This is a genomic window from Streptomyces sp. NPDC048389 (genome assembly GCF_040706335.1).
Taxonomy (GTDB): Bacteria; Actinomycetota; Actinomycetes; order Streptomycetales; family Streptomycetaceae; genus Streptomyces.
On the sequence record NZ_JBEZKP010000021.1, the window covers coordinates 37,928 to 58,730 of the forward strand.

A 20,803-nucleotide genomic window follows, 5' to 3' on the forward strand; every position below is an offset into this window, starting at 1 on the left:
GCGCAGCGCTAGATGCACCAGAAGAGCCAGCGCTCACACGTTTCCGTCGGTTCCGGCTCCGGAGGCGGTGGCGAGTCCTGTCCGTCGGACGGCTCGGGGCCGCCCGGCTCCGCCGGGGGCTCGTCCGAGCCTCCGGGCTCTCCCGGCCCCCCGGGCTCGCCCGAGGCGGACGGCGACGGGGACGCGTTCCCGTCGGACGGGGAAGCCGACGGCTCCGGACCGACGCCCTCACCGTCCCCGCCCTCGCCGTCCCCGCCCTCGCCGCCCGTACCTTCGCCGCCTTCGCCGCCCGTACCTTCGCCGCCTTCACCTTCCCCGGCTGCCGCGCGGGACTTCCCCGGACGCGGTGAGCCGGACTTCGTGGTGGCCGGTTCGCTCACCCGGTCCGGACCTTCCGGCGACTCGTCGGAGGCGCTGGGTTCCGGCACCGTCGTCTCCGCGACCGACTTCTCCCGGACCGCCGTCGCCGCGCCGTCGTCGGCCCCCTCGACGGCGAGCCCCGCCAGGCTCAGCGCACCAGCCGCCAGCACCAGGCCGATCGTCCCGAGCAGCACCGTGCGCCCGCGCCGCTTGCGGGCACGTCGGCCCGCGGATCTGCGCCGGGGCGCGGCCTGTCGGCGCGAACGGCGCGGCTTGGGGCCGGCCGCAGACTCGAGTGTCACGACCAGGTCCTGGACATGATCGGGCTCGGGGGTTCGGGGGCTGAGGCGACGAAGCTCCTCGACGGGTGTGCCACACCCGGCACAGGCCAGGGCGCCGTTGAGATGCCTTCCGCACGGGTGGCAGTAATCCATGGCGCCCGCAGGCTATTCGCCACCCGGGGTCCTGATGCGGGTCTCCCTGTGCAGATCCTGTGTGGAATGCTCACTTCCGCAGTGCGCCGACTCGCCGCCGCCCACGCCGCCGACCGGGCAGGATGTCGGCCATGACCCCTGACGCCCCGTTCGGACCACTCGACTTCCAACTGGTGCTGCTGCGCCGCATGGCCGACTTCCAACCCGGCCTCGTCGAGGACGCGCGGCATCGGCTCGGCGTCTCGACCGCGCAGCTGCGCGAGGCCAATCGGCGCTGGCAGGCGAAGCTGCGCGCGCCGCGGTCGCGCGGGGCGCTCGCCCGCTACCGCTCGGTGCTCGGCGAGCCGGAGCTCGTCCACCGGCGCCGGATCGGCGACCTGGAGTGCGACGCCCTGCTGTGGCCCGTACCCCTCTGGCCGGACCTGCGCTTCGAGGTGCTCGCCGCCGACGGCGGAGCCGTGTGGAACGAGTGGCTGGTGCGCGCCCCGGGTGCGGCCGGCCCCGAGCTGCGCACGGCGGACGACCTGGAGCCCTGGTCCTGCACCGTGGACGAGGTGGCGAGGGCCTTTCCGCCGGCCCGTCCCATGGAGGGCTCCGCGCCGACCAGATGGCGGCTCGCGTTCACCCTGCCCGACGGCGAGACGCGGGTCGCCGAGTTCACCTGGGGTCTGCTGCAACGGCTCACGGACTGATCTGTCGGCCCGTCAGCTCCGTACCCCCGACCGGCGCAGCCCAGCGCGCGTCCGGTCCGCGGTGATCGCACGATGCGAACACGTACCGCACTCGGGAGGATCTGCCGTGACCGTCAGCCTTGAACAGTTGCGACGTTGCCATGTGGCCGTCGATCTGGGCGCCGCCAGAACCCGCGTCTTCGTGAAGGGCGTCGGCATCGTCGTCGACGAGCCGAGCGTGGCCGCCGTGAACACCCGTACGGGAGCACTGATCGCGGTCGGTACGCTCGCCGAGAAGATGACCGGCCGCACCCCCGGCTACATCCGGGTCGCCCGGCCCGTCTCGGGCGGCACCGTGGTCGACATCGAGATGGCCCAGCGGATGCTCCGCCACCTGCTGGGCGAGAAGCTCAGCCGCCGGCTGCGCCGCAAGCCCCGTCTCCGAGCGGCGGCGAGCACTCCGCACGACAGCGACCCGCTCGCGCAGCGCGCCACTGTGGAGACGCTGGTCGGGCTGGGCGCCCGCCGGGTCGAGCTGGTGGACACCCTTATCGCGGCGGCCGTCGGATGCGGCCTTCCGGTGGAGCAGCCCAGCGCGACCATGATCATGGTGTGCGGGGCCGCCACCACGCAGATCGCCGTCCTGTCCCTCGGTGCGATCGTCACCGCGACCCGTATCCCCATCGGCGGCAACGCCATCGACCACGCGGTGATCCAGCATCTGCGCCACCGGCACGAACTGATGCTGCCCAGCCAGTCCGTACGCCCGCTCCAAGTCGCCCTGCACGGCGCCGGGCTGACCGCGCAGGGCCCGTCGTCGACCGAGATCCACGGCCGTGACGTCGCCACCGGCCTCGCCCGCTCCGTCCGCGTCGACACCGCGGCCGTGCGGGAGGCGATCCACACCCCGCTCACCTCGGTGCTCGACGGGATCGGCAAGGTGCTCCGCGACTGCCCGCCGGACCTGGTCGCCGACCTGGTCGACCGCGGCATCATGATGGTCGGCGGCAGCGCGCTGCTGCCGGGTCTCGACCAGATGCTGCACAACGCGACCGGCATGACGGTCAACATCGCGGAACGGCCCGACATCTGCACGGTGCAGGGCCTCGGCGCGATGCTCGAGGGACGGATCCAGCCCCTGGTCCTCGACCCGCTGGCAGAGGCCGACTGACTGTGGCGAACGGCGCCCCGTCCGGGCCGAGCGGGACGGCCGGTCCATCCGGACAGGATGACCGGCCCGGACAACACGGCCTGGACGGAGAGCTCGACCCGGACGGAGATCTCGGCCCCGATGGCCCGTCCGGCCCGTCCGGCCCGTCCGGACAGCATGGGCCGGACGGCCCGGAGGCGGACGCACCCGGCCCTGCGGACGCACCGGATGGCCCGGATGGCCCGGATCCAGTGAACACCCCGCACGCGGTGAACACTCCGCACGCCGTGGACGCGCCGGGCGGCGGAGACACCCCGCTCGCGGTGATCGCACCGAGCAGCGGGGACGCGCCTGACGGCCCCGCCGAACCGGGGACCGGTTCGCCCCGTCTCGCGGCGCTCCTCGAGGCCGTGATCGGTATCGGCACCGACCTCGATCTGCGAACCACCCTCCAGCGGCTCGTGGACGCCGCCGCCGACCTGAGCGGCGCCCGGTACGCCGCGCTCGGCGTGATCGACCCCGAGCGCGGCCGCGTCACGGAAGAGGTCACAGCCGGGGCGGGGCGGCAGCCGGCCTCCGGCGGCCCGGCGGCACCTGCCCCGTCCGCGAGTCCCGCCGAACCGCTGCGCCTCCCGGTCCGGGTGGGCACCGAGGTCTTCGGCGACCTGCGGCTGACCGCCCCGCCGGGCAGGGACTTCACCGAGGAGGACCTGGCGCTGCTGCGGGTGCTCGCCGCGCAGGCCGGCATCGCGATCGGCAACGCCCGGCTGTACGGGACCGCCCGGCAGCGCGAACGCTGGATCGAGGGCGCCGCGGCGGTCACCACGGCGCTGCTCTCCGGCAAAAGCGCCGACGACGCGCTGATGACCGTCGCCGAGCAGGCCCGTGTCCTCGCCGACGCCTCGGCCGGTGTGGTGCTCCGGCCCACCCCCGAGGGCGGCATGGAGATCGTCGCGGCCTCCACGCTGGACGACCCGGGGGATCTCGTCGGCACGACGATCCTGCCCGGCTCTCCGGTGCTCGTCCAACTGCTGGGCGGTGAACCGGTGTTCATCGAGGACTCGGCGACCGACCCTCGGATGACCACACACGTCCGCAGCCGCTTCGGCCCGAGCATGATGCTGCCGCTGCGGAGCGGCGGTCGGCTGATCGGCACCCTGGCGCTGCCGCGTAGGCGCGGCAGCCGCCCGTACACGGCAGTGGAACGACTGCTGGCCACTCAGTTCGCCTCGCAGGCCGCACCCGCGCTGGTCCTCGCCGACGCCCGGCACAACCGCGAGCGTCTCGCCGTCTACGAGGACCGGGACCGGATCGCCCGGGACCTGCACGACCTGGTCGTCCAGCGGTTGTTCGCGACCGAGATGATGCTGGGGTCGACCCGTAGGAAGGCCGGGGCCGGGGAGACGGACGAGCTGCTGGGCCGGGCCGTCGACGAGCTGGACTCGACCGTCCAGGAGGTGCGGACGACGATCTTCGCCCTCCAGCAGCCGCCCGCCGACGCGCCGACCACCTTCCGCGGCCGGGTGCTGTACGAGACGCGGGGCGCTGCCGTGCCGCTGGGGTTCTCGCCGTCCGTGCACTTCAAGGGAGCCGTCGACACGCTGGTGCGCGAACCGGTGGACCGCGAGCTGATCGCCGCCCTGCGCGGCGCCCTGGCCGCCGCCCACCGCCGCAGCGGCATCTCGTCGATCGACGTGGACGTCGACGCGACGGTACGGCTGCCGGGCGGGCAGCAGGGCGTACGGCTCACGGTCACCGACGACGCAGTGGCCGACGACGGCGAGCAGGGCACCACGGTGTCCTGGTACCACGCGCTCGGCGGACCCGGTGACGCGTGATCTCCGTGCACCGACTGCCCGGAGTTCATGACCCGCACGAAGTGGCCGACTACGTGAAGTGCGCACGCGCCTGGACGTTCCGTGTCGGGTACGGACTCGTCGCCGTGTACGCGCTGAAGGTCGCGCTCCCGCTGCCGTAGCACTCCGCCGGGCCCCGGCGTTGTGCCCTCCCCGGGGCCGGGGCACGGCCGTCCTCCCCCGTGGACGACGGGCCGGACCACGGCTCTCCCCCACTCGCCCGTCTCCCCTCGCTCTCCCCGTCCTCGCCATGTGCCCGATCTTGCGGGGCCCGCCCGATCCGGCGCATCGTTTCCCGGGTGGGGCCGCCCGCTGCGGCGGCTCCACCGCACCGGGGAGACAATGACGGCCGCGGGAGACCGTGCCGAACACGGCACGCCGGACCACCAGGAGGTCGACGAGTGAGTTCCCTCTTCCCAGCGCTGACGCCCACGGCGGCACGCGCCGACCGGGTCGCCCTCCGCTTCGGGGAACGGTCCCTGACCTACGGGCAGCTGCACGGCGCGGCCGGTTCCCTGGCGCCGCGGATCGCCGGGGCGGGGCGGGTGGCGCTGTGGGCCACTCCCACGCTGGAGACCGCGGTCGGCGCGGTGGCCGCCCTGCTGGCGGGCGTACCCGTGGTGCCGCTGAACCCGAGGACCGGCGAGCGGGAGCTGGCGCACATCGTCGCCGACAGCGCGCCGGCCGTGGTGCTCGCCGGTGCGGGCGACGAGCTGCCTGCGGCACTGGCCAAGCCGGAACGCGTCGACGTCCCCGTCACGGGCTCCGCCGGCGAACTGCCGCCGGAGCCGGCCGCCGGAGCCCCCGCGCTGATCGTCTACACCTCGGGCACCACCGGTCCGCCCAAGGGCGCGGTACTGCCGCGCCGGGCGGTCACCACCACGCTCGACGCGCTGCAGGACGCCTGGCAGTGGAGCGGTGACGACGTCCTGGTGCACGGCCTGCCGCTGTTCCACGTGCACGGGCTGGTCCTCGGCGTCCTCGGCCCGCTGCGCCGTGGCGGCGAGCTACGCCACCTGGGCCGCTTCACCCCGCAGGGGGTGGCGCGGGAGCTGGGCTCCGGCGCCACCATGCTCTTCGGGGTGCCCACGATGTACCACCGGCTGGCCGAAGCGCTCGACGGGGACGCCGAGTTGACGAAGGCGCTGGCCGGAGCACGACTGCTGGTGTCCGGCTCGGCCGCCCTGCCGCTGCCCGACCACGAGCGCATCACCGCCGCGACCGGGCGCCGGGTCGTCGAGCGGTACGGGATGACCGAGACGCTGATGAACACCAGCGTCCGCGTCGACGGCGAGGCCCGTCCGGGCACCGTGGGCGTGCCGCTGCCGGGGGTCTCGCTGCGGCTCGTCGAGGAGGACGGAACGGAGATCACGGTCCACGACGGCGAGACGATCGGCGAGATCCAGGTGCACGGCGACAATCTGTTCACCGAGTATGTGAACCGCCCCGACGCGACGGCCGCGGCCTTCGACGGGGACTGGTTCCGGACCGGCGACATGGCCGTGCGCGAGGCGGACGGGTACGTCCGCATCGTCGGGAGGAAGGCCACCGACCTGATCAAGAGCGGCGGCTACAAGATCGGGGCCGGTGAGATCGAGAACGTGCTCCTCGACCACCCGGCCGTCCGTGAGGCCGCGGTGACGGGCGAGCCCGACGCGGACCTCGGCGAGCGCGTGGTCGCCTGGGTCGTGGCCGCCGATCCGCAGGCACCACCGTCCGAGGAGGAACTGGCCGGCCATGTCGCGGCCCAACTCGCCCCGCACAAACGGCCGCGGACGGTCCGGTTCCTGGACGTCCTGCCGCGCAACGACATGGGCAAGGTCATGAAGCGGGCGCTCCATGGCTGAGCGCGTGTCCGCCCGCGAGGCGATCGCACTGGTCAGCGACGCCTTCGCCGAACAGGAACCGGCCGAGCTGCCCGACACGGGCGACGGACCCATCGGCTGGGAGGGCTACGGGGCCCAGCGGGCCCGCGCGTCGCGCCGGACGGGCTCGGCGGAGTCCGTCGTGTACGGCACCGCCACGGTCGGCGGCACCGCGTGCGTGCTGATCTCCTTCGAGTTCGGCTTCCTCGGCGGCTCCCTGAGCGAACGCGCCGGGGACCGGCTGGAGGCCGCGTACACGCTGGCCCGCGAGCGTCGGCTGCCGCTCGTGTCGCTGATCGCGACGGGCGGCAGCCGGATGCAGGAGGGCATGGTCGCGCTGTCCCAGCTGCAACGCGTGGCGCGCGCAGGCGCGCTGCTGCGCGAGGAACGGGTCGCGCACATCGCGGTGCTGCGCGACCCGACCACGGGTGGCGGCTGGGCCACCCTCGGCGCGGGGGCGGACGTCGTCCTGGCCCTGCCCGGCGCCCAGGTCGGCTTCGCCGGGTCCCGCGTACGCCCGGCGGACGCGGACCCGGCGGCGTACACGGCCGAGGGCCAGCTTGCCGCCGGCCAGATCGACGCGGTCGTCCCGCCGCAGTCCCTGCGCGACACCCTGGCGTTCTGGGTGACCGCACTCGGCACGGGCCGGGACAGGGCGCCCCAAGCGGGTCCCGGCCCCGCGGGCCAGGACGGTACGGCACCCGGTGCGCGTACCGGCGGTCCCGGCAACGGCCCTGCGCCCGGGCCCGGCGGGAGCCGGCCGGCGGCCGTGCCGCCGCCGCGGGCGCTGGGTGCGCTCGGGGCTCTGCCCCAGGACGGGTGGGACGCCGTGCGGCAGGCGCGCGCGGCGGGGCGGCCGCGGGCCCGGGCGTATCTCGACGACTACTTCGCCCGGCGTGAGCCGCTGCGCGGCGACCGGTGCGGCGGTGACGACCCCGGGATGCTGTGCGGCGTCGGCCTCAGGGACGGGCAGCCGGTGGCGTACGCCGCGCAGTGCGGGACGGCGACGACGCCCGCCGGATACCGTACGGCGGCCCGCGTGGTCCGGCTCGCCGACCGGCTGGGGCTGCCCGTGCTGACGCTCATCGACACGCCCGGCGCCGCCAACGGCGCGGACGCCGAACGCTTTGGCGCGGGCGCCGCCATCGCGGAGCTCTTCGGGGCGGTCGCCGCCGCGCGGACGCCGCTGACCAGCCTGCTCATCGGCGAAGGCGGCTCGGGAGGGGCGCTGGCGCTCGCCGCGCCCGGCAACACCTGGGCCACGCCGGACAGCTACTTCTCCGTCATCGCGCCCGAGCTCGCGGCCGCGATCCTCAAGCGCTCCCCCGACCAGGTGCCGCACACCGCCGACCAGTTGCGGCTGCGGCCGCAGGACCTGGTGGAACTGGGGGTCGTGCGGGGCATAGTAGGGGCCGGGTAGCGGCGGGAAGCCCTGTACGGAGCGCGTACCGGAACTCCCCCGTGCCTCCCCTTTGCCGGCGGGCTGCTTCACACCCACCACACGGGTGGTTTCCTGCCGTACCGGGCCGCCCGTGGTGCCGTTCGCGTCGAGGCCCGGACCGGGGAGTGCCCGGGGCGCCCGGTGGAAGGGTCGGCTCCGGACCGCGGCGGCGCGTGCCGGCGCCATCGAGCCGCCTGCTCCCCGCGGTTGGCCGGCGGTCGGGTGCCATGGCGACCTCCCGCCGGCCGCATGCGCCCCGGTCGCCGCGCCCGACGCGCGGCGGGCTGCCCGGGCGCCTAGCGTGCGAAGGAGAAACCGACTGGCAGGAAGGCTGGGAGACGATGGCAGCGCACTCCGAGGGAACGCCCTGCTGGGCCGACGCGATGGTCCCCGACGTGGAGGCGGCGAAGCGCTTCTACGGCGAACTGCTCGGCTGGACGTTCGACGAGGGCTCGCCGGAGTTCGGCGGCTACACGCAGGCGTTCTCCGGCGACCGGGCCGTGGCGGCCCTGGTGCCGCGGATGCCGGGGACCGGCGGGCCGCCGGCCTGGAACCTCTACCTCGCCTCCCCCGACATCGCGGCCACCGCCGGACGGATCCGGGACAACGGCGGCGCGCTCCTGATGGATCCGATGCCGGTCGGCTCCTTCGGCACCATGGTCACGGCGGAGGACCCCAGCGGGGTGTTCTTCAGCGTGTGGCAGCCCGGCAGCCACCCCGGTTTCGGCACGACCGGCGAGCCCGGTGCGTACTGCTGGGCGGAGGTCACCACCAGGGATGTGGAGAGGGCGGACCACTTCTTTCCCGCCGTCTTCGGCTACGAGGCGAAGCGGATGCGGCACGAGTCGGTCGACTTCAGCCTCTGGCACCTCGGCGGCGAGCCTGTCGCGGGACGGCTGCGCATGACGGACGACTTCCCGCCCGACGTGCATCCGTACGTCAACGTCTACTTCGGTGTGGAGGACTGCGACGCCGCGATCTCCACGGTCACCCGGCTGGGCGGCACGGTGCAGCGGGGGCCGCTGGACAGCCCCTACGGCCGGTACGCGGCGGTCGTGGACCCGCAGGGCACCGCGTTCTCCGTCATCGACCCCGCCACGACCGCCGGGGAACAACCCGAGTTCACCTGACCGGCTGCCGGGGCCCGCCGGCGTCACCGGGGCGAGCCGGGCGACCGCGTCTCCTTGGCCTGCGGGATTCCCCGGGTCGCGTGGCTCTCACGGTCCTCGTGGGCGGCGGGCACCGAGGGCGCGCCGACCAGGGTCCGGCCCACGACGGCGGTCACCACCGGTGGACGGCTGTGCTGGGCGCCGGGCCCCGGGACGGGTGGTGTGTCGTCGGCCCGGCGCGGACTGTCGTCGACCACATCCTCCGGCTCCTCCGGCCCCGCGTCCGGGGTGGCGCGCGGCACGGCGCCGCCGGGAAGCCCACCGCCGACGTCGGGCGCGCCGGCTCCGGGGACGTCCCGCGTCCCGGGGCAGGTCTCCGGAACGCAGTCGTCCACGTCGGCGGTCGGGGCGTTGACCTCCTCCGCGTACGGCGCGGTCCCGGGAGCGCCCGACTGCTGCCGCGGCCCCGTGGAAGCGGTGTCCGTCTGCCAGACCTGGGCGGGCGATTCGTCGCGGACCTTGACCACGACGGAGGTACCCGGCTCGGTGGACACGGGCATCATGGCCAGTCCGTCGTTCCACCGGGGGATCACCTGCCCCTGGATGGTCAGGTCGTATCGGACGTCGACGGCATCGGGGGCGGTGCGGCTCGTGCAGCCGTCCAGGACGACGACGCCGTCGAGACCGTGGGAGTTCAGGCAGAGCGCGGGTGCGGCCGAGCTGCGGAGCCGGCCGTCGGTCTCGTACACCCACCGCTGGGTGGGGGCCGAGGAGCAGGCCGACATGGTCGCCTCGGAGCCGGCCGTCGGCTCACGGTCGGCGATGTCGAGGCACAGGCCGGCCTCGACGTTGCGGAGCCGGGTGTTCAGCGGCCCGGCCGGGAGGTTGGCGGAGGTGGCGGACGGTTCGGGCTCGGCGGGCGTCGCGGTGCCGGAGGCGGGAGGCGCGGTGTCCGTGACCGCGCCGCTGGGGACCACCGACCCGGCGTGGTTGTCGTCCTCCGGCCAGAAGGCCGACGCGAGCGTGATGACGAGGAGTCCGGTCACCGCGGCCGCGGCCCCGACGGCGAGCGCTCCGGGCGCGACACCGACCGCCGCCATGCGCCTGCCCCGCAAGGCGAGGGCGCGCAGTGTCCGGGGGCCTGTGCCGCGCGAGTGCCGACCACCGCCGCGCGGGGCTCCGGGCCCGGGGCCGGGAGCGGCCCCGCCCTGGGCGCGGGCCTTGCGCCGCCGCCCGGGGCGGGAGTCGAGGTACTGCTGAGCCGCGCCGCCGAGCAGCGCCTCCGCGAGCAGCACACCGAGCCGCCCGCCGGTCTGCCGGAGCTGGTCGGCGGCGTAACGGCAGTACGCGCACTCGGAGAGATGCACCTGGATGTCGGGGATCAGCGCTCCGCCACGGCGGAGCGAGATGTCGAGGAGGCGGTTGTAGTGCCGGCACTCCGCGGTCGGCGCGTACTCCCGGTGGACCCGTACACAGGTCTGCCGGAACTGTTCGCGCGCTTGTCCGAGTTGACCGGACGCGGCACGGGGATCCATTCCCAGCAAACCAGACGGTATGGATATGCCCTCGGCCTCGACCTCGGCATGCCAGAGCAGAACCTGGTCGGCGGGCGCCATTGCGTGGAAAGCGCGCGAGACCAACTGCCTATTCTCCTGCGGCCCTTCCGGATTGACCAGACCGGTCACCACTGCCGCGACCCGCTGGTCGGCCGTCCACGCCTTGGCGATATGACGGGTGGTCACCAGAAGGTGGGGCCGCAGGGCGCAGGCAGGGCCGCCGCGTCCCAGATTCTCCAGCAGTTGCGCGAAAGCCGCAGTGGTCAGCATGGAGGCAGTTCTGTTCGACGCCGAACATATCGAGGCATATTCGAACACGGGCTGCCAGTGCCGGGCGAGCAGGGTGGCCACGGACTGGACTTCCTGGGCCCCGCCACCGGCCTGCACAGCGGTGGCGAGCTCCTCGTCGGAGACGCCGGCGGCACGGCCGGGCTGCGGCGAGGGGGAGTTTCCTGGCGTACGGGGATGTTGCATCGACGTCTTTCCATCCATGACAAAGCGGTGGGGGGTTGTCGTGTGCGACCGAAAGGAGTGCGCCGGATTGGTACATACCTTTGCGCAGGTGGTTCGACGCTCTTTTGGAGTTGACCACCGCAGTGAAATTCGAACGGTTGATCAGGGCGGCGCTTGTTCGGTTGCGAGGCAGCTCACCCTTGCACAACTCGCCTGCCAGTAACAAGAGTTCCGGAACTCCGACCATTCCCCCGCGCGCCGGCCAAGACATCCGCCGGGCGAGACATCTGCCGGGCGAGGGCAGCACATTCTGGAACTCGAGTAAGTACAACAATGCAGAAGCATTGGGGCGACCCCGGTTGACGAAGTCGCCGCACCCGTCCACCCGCGGCCGCGTGTGCGGCGCCGGTGAGCGGTGCCCGGACATTTACCCTGCGAGAACCGGTCTCCCGAACAAAAGGATCAGACCATGCCATCTCGCCTCAATCCCTACATCAGCTTCGACGGCAACGCCCGAGAAGCCATGGAGTTCTACAAAAGCGTCCTCGGCGGCAGCCTGCGGCTGAACACGTTCGGCGATTTCGGCGGGCAGGCGCCCGGCGAGTCGGACAAGATCATGCACGGAATGCTCGAGACCGACCGCGGCTTCACCCTGATGGGAGCCGACACCCCACCCGGCATGGAGCACAGGCCGGGCAACAACTTCTCCGTCAGCATCAGCGGCGACGACGCCGGCACACTCCGCGGCTACTGGGAGAAGCTCTCCGCCGACGGCACGGTGAACGTCCCGCTGGAGAAGCAGATGTGGGGCGACACGTTCGGCATGTGCGTCGACCGGTTCGGCGTCTCCTGGATGGTCAACATCACCGAAAACCAGAACCGGACCTGAGCCGCCCGCCGCCCGGCGGCCGGGAGCGCTCGGGGCGCTCCCGGCCGCCGGGCGGCTTCACACATCCGTCACACCCGCCCGGTGAAATTCATATGAACGCCTCCGGGTGATTTCTGATCCAGCCATTCAACCCGACCGATTGGCGAATTTTCGATCTTTAAATGAAATGTAATGCCGAGGTCAAATAAAGGTAAGTACGGTGGTGGTCCGCTGAAGCCGCACACCGGGCTGGAGGCCGGTCGCCGATGTCGCTGACCACGCCTTCCGTCCCGGCAGGCACCCGCCCACCCGAACACGGCGGCATGCGCGGGCGCGCCCGGCCAAAAGCCGGACCGGCTCACCGTGCGGCCGTTTCGAATTTCCGTTCCCCCACTGACCCGACCACACCGCGCCCACGACCTCGGAGCGCAGGAGGCAGGCCATCGTGCTTTCCAAAACCCTCGACTCCTTCTCCCCCCTCAAGGACCGGACGGTCCTCAGACGCGATGCCCTCGCATCGCTCGTCGTCTTTCTCGTCGCTCTTCCCCTGTGCGTGGGCATCGCCGTCGCGTCCGGCGTCCCCGCCGAACTCGGACTCGTCACGGGGATCGTGGGCGGGCTCGTCGTCGGCCTCCTGCCGGGCAGTTCGCTCCAGGTGAGCGGACCTGCCGCCGGGTTGACCGTTCTCGTGTACGACGCGGTGCAGCACTTCGGCCTCGGCCCGCTCGGCGCGATCGTCCTGGTCTCCGGCCTGCTGCAGGTCGGTCTCGGCCTCGCCCGGCTGGGCCGCTGGTTCCGTGCCATCTCCCTCGCCGTCGTACAGGGCATGCTCGCCGGCATCGGCCTGGTGCTCGTACTCGGCCAGCTCTATGCCCTGGCCGACGCCGAGCAGCCGTCCGGCGGGATCGCGAAACTCACCGGTCTGCCGGGACTGGCCGGCGCGGTCGCCGGCGGGGGCACGGCACTGACCGCGTTCGCCGTGGGCGCGGGCACCATCGCCGTACTGCTCCTGTGGCCGCGACTGCCCGCCGCGGTGCGCGTCGTTCCCGGTCCGCTCGCAGCGGTGGCCATGGCCACGTGTGTCACGGTGCTGCTGGACCTGCCGGTCGCCGAGGTCCGCGTCCAGGGCCTCCTCGAAGCGGTGGACCCGCCGGGGGCAGGCGACTTCCAGCAGCTCGCCGGCGTGGCCGCGATCGGAACGGTGCTGGCCTTCACGCTGATCGCCTCGGCCGAGAGCCTCTTCAGCGCGGCGGCCGTCGACCGGATGCACGACGGAGCGCGCACCCACTACGACAAGGAACTCATGGCCCAGGGCGCGGGCAACATGGTCTGCGGCACGCTGGGCGCGCTGCCGATGACCGCCGTCATCGTCCGCAGCGCCACCAACGTCCAGGCCGGTGCGAAGACCCCCCTCTCCCGGGTCCTGCACGGCCTGTGGCTGCTCCTCTTCACCGCTGCGCTGCCGGCCGTGATCGCGGTCATTCCGCTGGCCGCGCTCGCCGGAGTGCTGGTGCACGCCGGCTGCAAACTGATCCCGGTCAAGGACCTGCTGCCGCTGTGGCACCGGCACCGCGGTGAGGCCGTGATCCTGGTCGTCACCGCGCTGGCCGTCGTGTTCACCGACCTCTTCGAGGGGGTGCTCCTCGGTCTGCTGCTCGCCGTGGTCAAGACGGCGTGGGAGGTCTCCCACATACACGTCGAGATCCTCGAACGTACCGACGCGCGTCTGGTGGTCTCCATCACCGGCAACGCGACCTTCCTCCGCCTGCCGCCGGTGCTGGACCAGTTGGAGAAACTGCCCCGCGACCGCGCCGTCGAGCTGGATCTCTCCCAACTGCGCCACCTGGACCACGCCTGCCGGGTCGCGCTCGAGAGCTGGGCGGTGTGGCACAACGGCAGCCGGCCCGAACCGATGACCGTCCGGCACCCCGCGCCCACCGGAAACGCCGTCCGCTGACCGGTCACCCGTACCCGGTGCCGCTCTTTGCCGCACCGGGCCCGGGCGGTGCCACCACCCCGGCGGCGGTGGTGGTACGCATGGAAGTACCCCCCATGCCCTCACCCCCTCACGTACCCGACCCGAACGCAGCGGAGCCGTCCGTGGCCACCGTCCACCGCCTCACCCACGCACCGTCCGGGCCGCTGCGTCCCCCGGACCGGATCTGGTACGCGTCGTACGGCTCGAACATGGACGCCGCCCGGCTGCGGTACTACCTCCACGGCGGCAGACCGCCCGGCGCCGCGCGGAGCTACCCCGGCTGCCGCGACCGGCGCCCGCCGCTGCGCTCGGCAGCGATCGAGTTCCCGGGCCGGATGTACTTCGCCACCGAGTCGCCCGTCTGGCGCGGCGGCCGGGCATTCTACGACCGGGCCGCCGACGGCAGCGTCTGGGGCCGCGCGCACCTCATCACCGTGGGGCAGTTCTCCGACATCGCCACCCAGGAGATGTACGAACCCCCCGGAACGGACCTCGATCTCACCGAAGTCCTCGCCGACGGCCGCGCCGTGCTCGGTCCCGGCCGCTACGAGACCCTGGTGCTCCTCGGGCACCTGGACACCGTCCCGGTACTCACGTTCACCGCGCCGTGGCACCTGTCGGAAGTGCCCTTGACCAAGCCCTCCGGCCTTTACCTGCTGCATCTGGCCCGCGGACTGCTCACGGACGGAGTCCGGGACGCGCCGGCCGTGGCGCGCTATCTCTCGCGCTGTCCCGGTGCCGCGGACGCCTGGTCGCTCGGTGAGCTCGCCGCCTTGATCGCGGAGCTGGACCCGGGCCCCCGGGTGGCGGACCGGCCGCCCGCCGCGCGGGGCCGATCGAGTGGTTCGTAAGGGGCGTCACTCGCGCCCCAACAGGCGGAGAGACGTTTCCCCTTACCTTCCTTGGGTGGGGCGGGTGGGACTCGAACCCACGGCCGACGGATTATGAGTCCCCTGTCTAGGGACTCCCCCTCGTGTCGGCTTGTGTCACCTGATGTTAGCCACTGCCGGAACGTGCTGGTCACGGGCCGGATTCTCTCGGGGCCGCTCCCTCGTTCCTGTCGGCTCGTGTCGTCCTGTGCTACCCCGTTACGGGACGTTCGGGCGAGCATCGGGCGAGCAGGAACCCGCCACCACCTGGGGAAACGCACCCCGTCGGTGACATCCACGAGCCTACTCGCCCGGGGGTGCGGAGGTGCCTTCTTCCCCCTCTTCGGGTGGCGTCGGCGCCTCCTCCACGGGTGGGTCCAGCGGCTTCCTGGCCCTGGGCACCAGCCCGGCCGCGCGCTCCGCGATCTCCTGGTCGACCTGCTGGAGCAGCGACGTATAGGTGTCGCCGGCGAGCTGGATCGAGGAGTGCCGCAGCGTCTCCTTCACCGCGTGGAGGTCGCCGCCGCCGCCGTGGATGAGGGTGGCCGCGCAGTGGCGAAGGTCCCGGAGGTTGATCGGCGGAAGGCCGGCCCTCCGGCAGATCCGCCGGAACTCCTCGCTCACCTTCTCCGGGTGCAGCCATGACCCGTCGACGTCTACGAACTCCTTCCCGGTGTCGACCCAGTCCTTCGTGGCCTTGCCCTCCTCCCGTTCCTTCGCGGCCTGCTCGTTCCAGGCCACCCGCTCCGCCGCCTTCCGGATGCGGTGCTCCCGGAGCACGGCCACGTTCAGGGAGTCCAAGGCGATCGTCGCGGCCGACCCGTCGGTCTTCGGGTCGTCCTCGAACACCTGCCAGTTGTCCACCACGATCTCCTTCGAGATGGTGATGGACCCGTTCTCCAGGTCCACGTTCCGCTCGTCCTGGCCCACACCCTCGCCGCGGCGGAGGCCTCGGAACGCGATCAGGTGGAAGAACGCGTAGAGCCTGGACTCCTCGGCGGCGTCCAGGAACTCCCCGATCTGGCTCGGCGTCCACACCATGACGGCGCTCGGCTTCTCGCCGGTCTTCCGCCAGTGCTCGACATGCCGGTCCGTCCACAGGACAGCCTTCGGCCGCTTGCCGGATTCCAGCTCCACCCACTGGGCCGGGTTGAACGTGATGTACTGCCGACGGATCGCAGCGTTGAGCGCGGTCCGCAGCGTGGCCCGGATGCGCTGCTTGGTCGCCGGCCCGGTGATGAGCCGGTACGGCGGCATCGCGGCCAGCTTCTCCCGCTCGGCCGCGAGGCGCGCGGACTCCGCGGCCGGCGGTCGGCACGCCTTGCCCCACCTGCAGCGGGCCTCCTGCTCCCGGCGCGCGGCGTTCTCGGCCGCGATCACCTCGTTTTGCTCGGTGATCCCGTCGAAGAACGCCTGTGCCTGGGCCACATTGAAGCGGTCCAGCCGGTAGTGCCCGACCCCCGGCACCAGGTGCACGCGGATGTGGGACCGGTACCCGGACGTGGTGGTGCGCTTCGTCTTCTTGGACTCCACCCACGTCTCCAGCCACTCCCCGACGGTCATGGAGACGTCCATGGGCACGCCGCCGGCGAGGCGCCGTTTCACGTCGTCGGTGCCCGGGATCGGCTCCCGGTCCCGCATCACGCCGACCAGGAGGTCACCCACGCGACGGGCCGCATCTTCGTCGTCCCCCGCGAGGTCCAGGAGCGCGCGGACCTTGTCCAGGTCACCCTGGGCGTCCTTGACCGTTGCGTACCCGGTGCGCCGGAACGTGCGCCGAGTCCCCTTCTCGTCCGGCGGTAGCTCCTGGCGCAACTGGTGGTTGCCGTGCGCCCTCTTCGTCAGCTGCGGGCACTTTGTGCCCAGCCGCTTCCCGTCCTCGCCGCGGCACTCACACCGCTTCGAAATGCCACCAGCACGCCGTGCTCCGGGCATGGCTATCCCTTCGTAGGACCAGGGCGCGCCCTGCGCCCGTACGTGGCGGGCCGTCCCCGCCTGGACGCTAGGCCGGTCGATCCAGCCCAGGTAGCGGCGGGAGCACCAGGCCGCGGCCGGCGATCTCGTCGCGCAGTTCGTGGAGTTCGGCGGTCAGCTCCTCCGCGACCTCCCGGGCCGCGCTCGCCTCCGGGCCGCCCGGCTCCCCCTGCCACCGGTAGTCCGCGATGGCCTGCTCCCAGATCTGCTTGTAGAGCCGGCGGATCTGGGACTCCAGCCGGTGGTGCTTGCGCAGCGCGGTCAGCGCCCACTCCTCGGCGCCCGGCTCCCCGTTCCACCAGTCGGCGGCCTCCAGCGGAGAGGCCATCTTGCCGGGCAGGTACTCGACTTCCTCGAGGTACCCGACGGGGAACCCGAGCACGGTCGGCGGGATCTTGAGCGCCGCCGCCAGCAGGCACACCTCGGCGAACGTGATCTGGCCGCGCCGGCCGTTCTCGATGTTGGAGATGACCGTCCGGGGGATCGGTGCTCCCAGGGCCTCGCACGCGTCGGCGAGCTGCTGTGCGCTCATTCCGCGCGCTTGGCGGTGCCGGCGCAGCTCTCGCGCGACCGTCTTGCTGACTCGGGCCATCCAGTCCAGTTGCTCCACGATGACCCAAAGTACAGTCGCTGTTGTGCCGTATCAACCCATGTCGTAGAGTGCGCCTCCAGGACCCAACATCACCCCGATTAGCCCAGGAGTTGCGCCGATATGACCCAGCAGCCCGCAGCCGCCGGTCCCCAGGTGATGACGACACGCGACCTCATGGACCTCCCCCCGACCACCGACCTGGAGACCGCTGGCCGCGCCTTCGGGATCGGACGCACCACCGCCTACGCCCTCGCCCGCAGCAACGAGTTCCCGTGCCGCGTCATCCGCACCGGGCGCCTGTTCCGCGTCGTGACAGCCGACATGCTCCGCGTTCTCCAGGTCTCCCCGCCGGAGAACGCCGCCGCGCCCGCCGCGTAACCCCCAGGCGGCGGGCAGACCGATGCCCCGGCACCAACCCCCCGGTGCCGGGGCATCGCCATGAGCTGTCCAGCTCGGTCCCGCGCGCCGGAGGGCTCAGGCGGCGGGGGCTGACACGGCAGCGTGCAGTTCGCGCACCCCGGCAGCGCGAGGGTGCTGCTGCGCCAGCTCGGCGACGATCCGTCGGATTGCTGGGCGGTCCCGTACTTCGCCAGGGCTTGCGCGGTGGGCGTCGAGCAGTGCGCGGGCGGTCTGTTCCGGGCGGCCCCAGGCCCACCAGGCGCGGGCCATATCGGTGCCCAGCCGCGCCTTGCGCTCAGCCGTCGGGAAGTGATCGGGCCGCAGGTTCCTCCCCGCTTCCAGGGCGGCGCCCGCGTCGCCGAGCGCCCAGTGCACGCCGACGGTGTAGAGGTCGACGGCGGCCGGGTTGATGGGGAAGAGGCGCCCCGCAGGCGCGAGGAGAGGCAGTCGGCGGGCGGCGCGCCGGGCCTCCTCGGCCATGGCCAGGGCCTCGGTGCGCCGGCCTCCGCAAGCGGCGGTGTAGGCCAGGGTGCACAGCATCTGCGCGTAGGCCGAGGAGGCGGCCTCCGTCCGTAGCCCCGTGGACTCCACTCGGGCCGCCGCCGACTCCATGAGGCGCTGGGCCTCCTCGCCACGGTCCTGGTGACGGAGCACGATCGCGAGTTCCCGGGAAGCGGCAGCCGCGGCGAGCGGGGAGCCGGACACTTCGGCCCAGGTACGGGCGCGGTCGGCGGTGAGGCGGGCCTGCTCGTACGAGCCGAGCTTGACCAGCAGGGCCGCACTCAGGCTGTAGACGGAGGAGAGCCGCGCCTGGTCAAGCTCACGGCGAGAGGACGCAGCGGCGTGCCCGTCGGCCAGGAGGCCCGGCAGCAGCGCGAGGAGCTGGGTGTGAGCACCCTTGTCGTACAGCTCACGAGCGGCGGCCATGCGAGCGTCGAGCGCACCCCTGCCGGTGGGAGGCGGGGGGTCGGCCAGGGCACGGTCCATGCCGAGCAGCATGGCGGCCGGAACGGTCGCCGTGGCGGCGAGCAGCGAACGGCGGCGCATCGGGTCCTCCTCGGCGTGCGGACTGGCCGACACTCTAGTAGCGGCCGGTGCCGTTGGAGCCGGGGGCGCTAAGGAACTCACCAGGACGTGTTGCGGGATGCCCACAGTCGAGGCGGCCCGGTGAATCAGCGTCAGGTCGGTGACCTGGGTGCGTCGCTCCATCCGTGAGACCGTCGCGGCCGAGCACCCCAGGTGTCCACCGAGGTCGGCAAGCGTCCACCCTCGGTGCTCGCGGCCCAGGCGGATGAGGGCTCCGGGATGGCGCCGGGCGACTAACTCCTTGACCTTCGCGCTGTTCCAGAGCGGGTCACCGGGCACAGTCCCTCCCCTGCTGCACGACCGGGGGCCACCCACGGTACGGGCGCAAAAGCAGGGGCGTCGAGACCGCTTGCACATCTTGCAAACGCCTTGCACCGAAAGAGAGTTGATCACCGCCGGGGTGCGGCGTGCGGTGTGCTCAGTGCATCGCCCCGAATCCGCGGGGCACCGTCCATCGGAGGCACCATGGCAACCGCAGCCGTTACCCCTCTCATCACCCACTCGGTGACCGGCACGGCCCGCTCCCCCCGCGAGGTCGTTCCGGCCGACCTCTGGGAGAAGCAGGTCCGTCTCCTGATGCGCGACTACCCGTACGACTCGGTCATGGCGACCCGCGTGCTCGGCCAGGGCTACGCCTACCTGCTCACCGCGATGCACCACCGTGGCGAGAGCCTGGGGCTCGCTCCGAGCAAGCTCGTGGACATCGGCGCCCACATGATCATCCTCGACACCGTCGCCTACGCCGAGCTGTGCGACAAGTTCAACGCCGGGCACTTCCTGCACCACGTGCCCCTGGTCGAGATGAAAGACGACGGGTCGGTGATGAAGACCGCCCACCTCGTCGCCCGCGCCGGCTGGGACGTCGACCTGCCACTGTGGGAGGACGCCGCCACGTGCGGCCCGTGCCACCCCGGCAACGACTCCCACTGACCTCCCCGCCTGACCCCTCGGGGGCCTGGACAGCCTGTCCGGGCCCCCGAGGCACGACCGGGTGAGATTCCCCCGAACAACCCGCCCTCCGGCGCCTCAGCCGCCAGGATGGGCCAGGTGACGACCACAGACCTCTGGCACCACTACGGCCGCACCCGTGCCGAGCAGGACCGCACCGTCCCCGACTGCTTCCACTGGGCGTGGGGCCAGAACGAAGGCCCAGGCCCGGAAGTCCTCGGCGACATCACCGGCAAGACCCTGGCCGACCTCGGCGCCGGCGTCGCGCGTCACGCGGCCCACCTGGCAGTCCACCACGCCCCCGCCCGGGTCGACGCCGTGGACGCCTCGCCGGCCCAGCACGCCATGGCCGCCGACCTCTACGGCCCGCTTGCCCCCCGCCTTCGCCTCGTCCACCAGGACGTCGTTCAGCACCTGCGCGCCACGCCCAGCACGTATGACGTGCTCTACAGCGTGTTCGGCGCCGTGGACTTCACCGATCCCCGCGAGCTGCTGCCGGCCGCGGCCGTCGCGCTCCGCCCCGGTGGGCGCCTCGTCTTCTCCACCCTGGCGCACTACCTCTCCGGAGCGTCCGCGCAGCCGGACGTGACGTCGGCCGACGTCCCGGCGAAGACCCCGGACGGCGAGCCCGCCACCATGCGGCGGTGGGTGCTACAAGAGCACGTGTGGGTCAAGGTCTTGGACGCGGCCGGATTCACCCGGACTCACGTGGAGGAGCTGCCCGCCGGCGAGGGACCGAGGGCAGCAGCCACCTTCCTGGTCACCGCCGAGCGTCCCGCCGACTGACGTCGGCCTACGGACACACCACCGCCCCGGCACCAGTCACCTGATCGCCGGGGCGGTGGTCTGTCCGGGCCCGGGTCAGCTCAGGCCCAGCCGCTCCTGGAGCCGCTGGACCCGCGCGTTGAGGACCTTCTCCGCCTCCGGGGTGATGGTGGACAGGGCAACCATGGCGGTCACGATGACGTCGCTCAGCTCTTTCTCGACGTCCTCCCACGTGTGGCTGCTGCCCTTACGGGGGTTGGCCCCGAGCGCGCCCGTGATGGCCTCCGCGGCCTCGCCCACCTCCTCGCTGATCTTGAGGACCCTCAGCAAGCGGACGTCACCGGCCGCGGCCTGGTTCTCGTTGTCGAGCCAGCCCCGCAGCTTGTGCACGCCGTCCCACGTGCTGCCGTTCCCGTCCATGCGCTTCTC

Annotated in this window: 19 protein-coding genes; 13 read left to right on the forward strand and 6 right to left on the reverse strand. The window is 72.6% G+C overall.

Annotation, left to right across the window (positions count from 1 at the left end; translation table 11 throughout):
• Nucleotides 1-8: 8 nt before the first annotated feature.
• Nucleotides 9-662, reverse strand: a complete 654-nt coding sequence (locus AB0903_RS16995) for a hypothetical protein (protein WP_366703441.1) — start codon at nt 660-662, stop codon at nt 9-11.
• 263 nt (nt 663-925) lie between these two features.
• On the opposite strand from AB0903_RS16995, the gene AB0903_RS17000 reads away from it, so the two are divergent.
• The 7 genes from AB0903_RS17000 (at nt 926) to AB0903_RS17030 (ending at nt 8,907) form a co-directional block, all read left to right on the forward strand.
• Nucleotides 926-1,486 (forward strand): hypothetical protein, encoded by a 561-nt coding sequence (locus tag AB0903_RS17000; protein ID WP_366703443.1) that lies wholly within the window; start codon nt 926-928, stop codon nt 1,484-1,486.
• A gap of 106 nt (nt 1,487-1,592) precedes the next feature.
• Nucleotides 1,593-2,636 (forward strand): rod shape-determining protein, encoded by a 1,044-nt coding sequence (locus tag AB0903_RS17005; RefSeq protein ID WP_366703445.1) that lies wholly within the window; start codon nt 1,593-1,595, stop codon nt 2,634-2,636.
• A 305-nt stretch (nt 2,637-2,941) separates the two neighbouring features.
• Nucleotides 2,942-4,453, forward strand: a complete 1,512-nt coding sequence (locus AB0903_RS17010) for a GAF domain-containing protein (protein ID WP_366703571.1) — start codon at nt 2,942-2,944, stop codon at nt 4,451-4,453.
• Complete coding sequence (locus AB0903_RS17015) at nt 4,450-4,593, forward strand: hypothetical protein (RefSeq protein WP_366703447.1); 144 nt, start codon at nt 4,450-4,452, stop codon at nt 4,591-4,593. The genes AB0903_RS17010 and AB0903_RS17015 overlap by 4 nt, the downstream gene beginning before the upstream one ends.
• Before the next feature lie 279 nt (nt 4,594-4,872).
• Nucleotides 4,873-6,318, forward strand: coding sequence for an acyl-CoA synthetase (locus AB0903_RS17020; RefSeq protein WP_366703449.1), 1,446 nt, complete (start codon nt 4,873-4,875; stop codon nt 6,316-6,318).
• Nucleotides 6,311-7,756 carry a carboxyl transferase domain-containing protein gene (locus AB0903_RS17025; RefSeq protein WP_366703451.1) on the forward strand — a complete coding sequence of 482 codons (1,446 nt, stop codon included), beginning with the start codon at nt 6,311-6,313 and terminating at the stop codon, nt 7,754-7,756. Before AB0903_RS17020 ends, AB0903_RS17025 begins: the two co-directional genes overlap by 8 nt.
• A 362-nt stretch (nt 7,757-8,118) precedes the next feature.
• Nucleotides 8,119-8,907, forward strand: coding sequence for a VOC family protein (locus AB0903_RS17030; protein ID WP_366703452.1), 789 nt, complete (start codon nt 8,119-8,121; stop codon nt 8,905-8,907).
• Nucleotides 8,908-8,930: 23 nt separating this feature from the next.
• On the opposite strand, the gene AB0903_RS17035 is transcribed toward AB0903_RS17030, so the two are convergent.
• The gene (locus AB0903_RS17035; protein WP_366703454.1) at nt 8,931-10,916 is read right to left on the reverse strand and encodes an RICIN domain-containing protein; all 1,986 of its coding nucleotides are present in this window, start codon (nt 10,914-10,916) and stop codon (nt 8,931-8,933) included.
• Nucleotides 10,917-11,364: 448 nt separating this feature from the next.
• On the opposite strand from AB0903_RS17035, the gene AB0903_RS17040 reads away from it, so the two are divergent.
• From AB0903_RS17040 to AB0903_RS17050, 3 genes are all read left to right on the forward strand, one after another.
• Nucleotides 11,365-11,784, forward strand: a complete 420-nt coding sequence (locus tag AB0903_RS17040; protein WP_366703456.1) for a VOC family protein — start codon at nt 11,365-11,367, stop codon at nt 11,782-11,784.
• Between the two features lie 424 nt (nt 11,785-12,208).
• A complete protein-coding gene (locus AB0903_RS17045) occupies nt 12,209-13,720 on the forward strand; it encodes a SulP family inorganic anion transporter (RefSeq protein ID WP_366703458.1) in 1,512 nt (503 codons plus the stop codon).
• 95 nt (nt 13,721-13,815) lie between these two features.
• Nucleotides 13,816-14,592 (forward strand): histone deacetylase, encoded by a 777-nt coding sequence (locus tag AB0903_RS17050; protein ID WP_366703460.1) that lies wholly within the window; start codon nt 13,816-13,818, stop codon nt 14,590-14,592.
• A gap of 321 nt (nt 14,593-14,913) precedes the next feature.
• On the opposite strand, the gene AB0903_RS17055 is transcribed toward AB0903_RS17050, so the two are convergent.
• Nucleotides 14,914-16,545, reverse strand: coding sequence for a site-specific integrase (locus AB0903_RS17055; protein WP_366703462.1), 1,632 nt, complete (start codon nt 16,543-16,545; stop codon nt 14,914-14,916).
• 67 nt (nt 16,546-16,612) lie between these two features.
• The gene (locus AB0903_RS17060; protein ID WP_366703464.1) at nt 16,613-17,194 is read right to left on the reverse strand and encodes a helix-turn-helix transcriptional regulator; all 582 of its coding nucleotides are present in this window, start codon (nt 17,192-17,194) and stop codon (nt 16,613-16,615) included.
• Between the two features lie 102 nt (nt 17,195-17,296).
• Here AB0903_RS17060 and AB0903_RS17065 point away from each other — a divergent pair, with 102 nt between their 5' ends.
• Nucleotides 17,297-17,554, forward strand: a complete 258-nt coding sequence (locus AB0903_RS17065) for a DNA-binding protein (protein WP_366703466.1) — start codon at nt 17,297-17,299, stop codon at nt 17,552-17,554.
• A gap of 96 nt (nt 17,555-17,650) precedes the next feature.
• On the opposite strand, the gene AB0903_RS17070 is transcribed toward AB0903_RS17065, so the two are convergent.
• Nucleotides 17,651-18,940, reverse strand: a complete 1,290-nt coding sequence (locus AB0903_RS17070) for a helix-turn-helix transcriptional regulator (RefSeq protein WP_366703467.1) — start codon at nt 18,938-18,940, stop codon at nt 17,651-17,653.
• A 186-nt stretch (nt 18,941-19,126) separates the two neighbouring features.
• On the opposite strand from AB0903_RS17070, the gene AB0903_RS17075 reads away from it, so the two are divergent.
• Together AB0903_RS17075 and AB0903_RS17080 are read left to right on the forward strand one after the other, a co-directional pair.
• A complete protein-coding gene (locus AB0903_RS17075; RefSeq protein ID WP_366703469.1) occupies nt 19,127-19,591 on the forward strand; it encodes a hypothetical protein in 465 nt (154 codons plus the stop codon).
• Between the two features lie 117 nt (nt 19,592-19,708).
• Nucleotides 19,709-20,395, forward strand: a complete 687-nt coding sequence (locus AB0903_RS17080) for a class I SAM-dependent methyltransferase (protein WP_366703471.1) — start codon at nt 19,709-19,711, stop codon at nt 20,393-20,395.
• A 75-nt stretch (nt 20,396-20,470) separates the two neighbouring features.
• On the opposite strand, the gene AB0903_RS17085 is transcribed toward AB0903_RS17080, so the two are convergent.
• A complete protein-coding gene (locus tag AB0903_RS17085; protein WP_366703473.1) occupies nt 20,471-20,794 on the reverse strand; it encodes a MazG-like family protein in 324 nt (107 codons plus the stop codon).
• Nucleotides 20,795-20,803 lie beyond the last annotated feature (9 nt).

Coding starts and splice junctions, on each gene's coding strand:
- AB0903_RS17000 (WP_366703443.1), top strand. CDS start 926: ATGACCCCTGACGCCCCGTTCGGACCACTCGACTTCCAACTGGTGCTG.
- AB0903_RS17025 (WP_366703451.1), top strand. CDS start 6,311: ATGGCTGAGCGCGTGTCCGCCCGCGAGGCGATCGCACTGGTCAGCGAC.
- AB0903_RS17030 (WP_366703452.1), top strand. CDS start 8,119: ATGGCAGCGCACTCCGAGGGAACGCCCTGCTGGGCCGACGCGATGGTC.
- AB0903_RS17035 (WP_366703454.1), bottom strand. CDS start 10,916: ATGCAACATCCCCGTACGCCAGGAAACTCCCCCTCGCCGCAGCCCGGC.
- AB0903_RS17040 (WP_366703456.1), top strand. CDS start 11,365: ATGCCATCTCGCCTCAATCCCTACATCAGCTTCGACGGCAACGCCCGA.
- AB0903_RS17050 (WP_366703460.1), top strand. CDS start 13,816: ATGCCCTCACCCCCTCACGTACCCGACCCGAACGCAGCGGAGCCGTCC.
- AB0903_RS17055 (WP_366703462.1), bottom strand. CDS start 16,545: ATGCCCGGAGCACGGCGTGCTGGTGGCATTTCGAAGCGGTGTGAGTGC.
- AB0903_RS17065 (WP_366703466.1), top strand. CDS start 17,297: ATGACCCAGCAGCCCGCAGCCGCCGGTCCCCAGGTGATGACGACACGC.
- AB0903_RS17075 (WP_366703469.1), top strand. CDS start 19,127: ATGGCAACCGCAGCCGTTACCCCTCTCATCACCCACTCGGTGACCGGC.
- AB0903_RS17085 (WP_366703473.1), bottom strand. CDS start 20,794: ATGGACGGGAACGGCAGCACGTGGGACGGCGTGCACAAGCTGCGGGGC.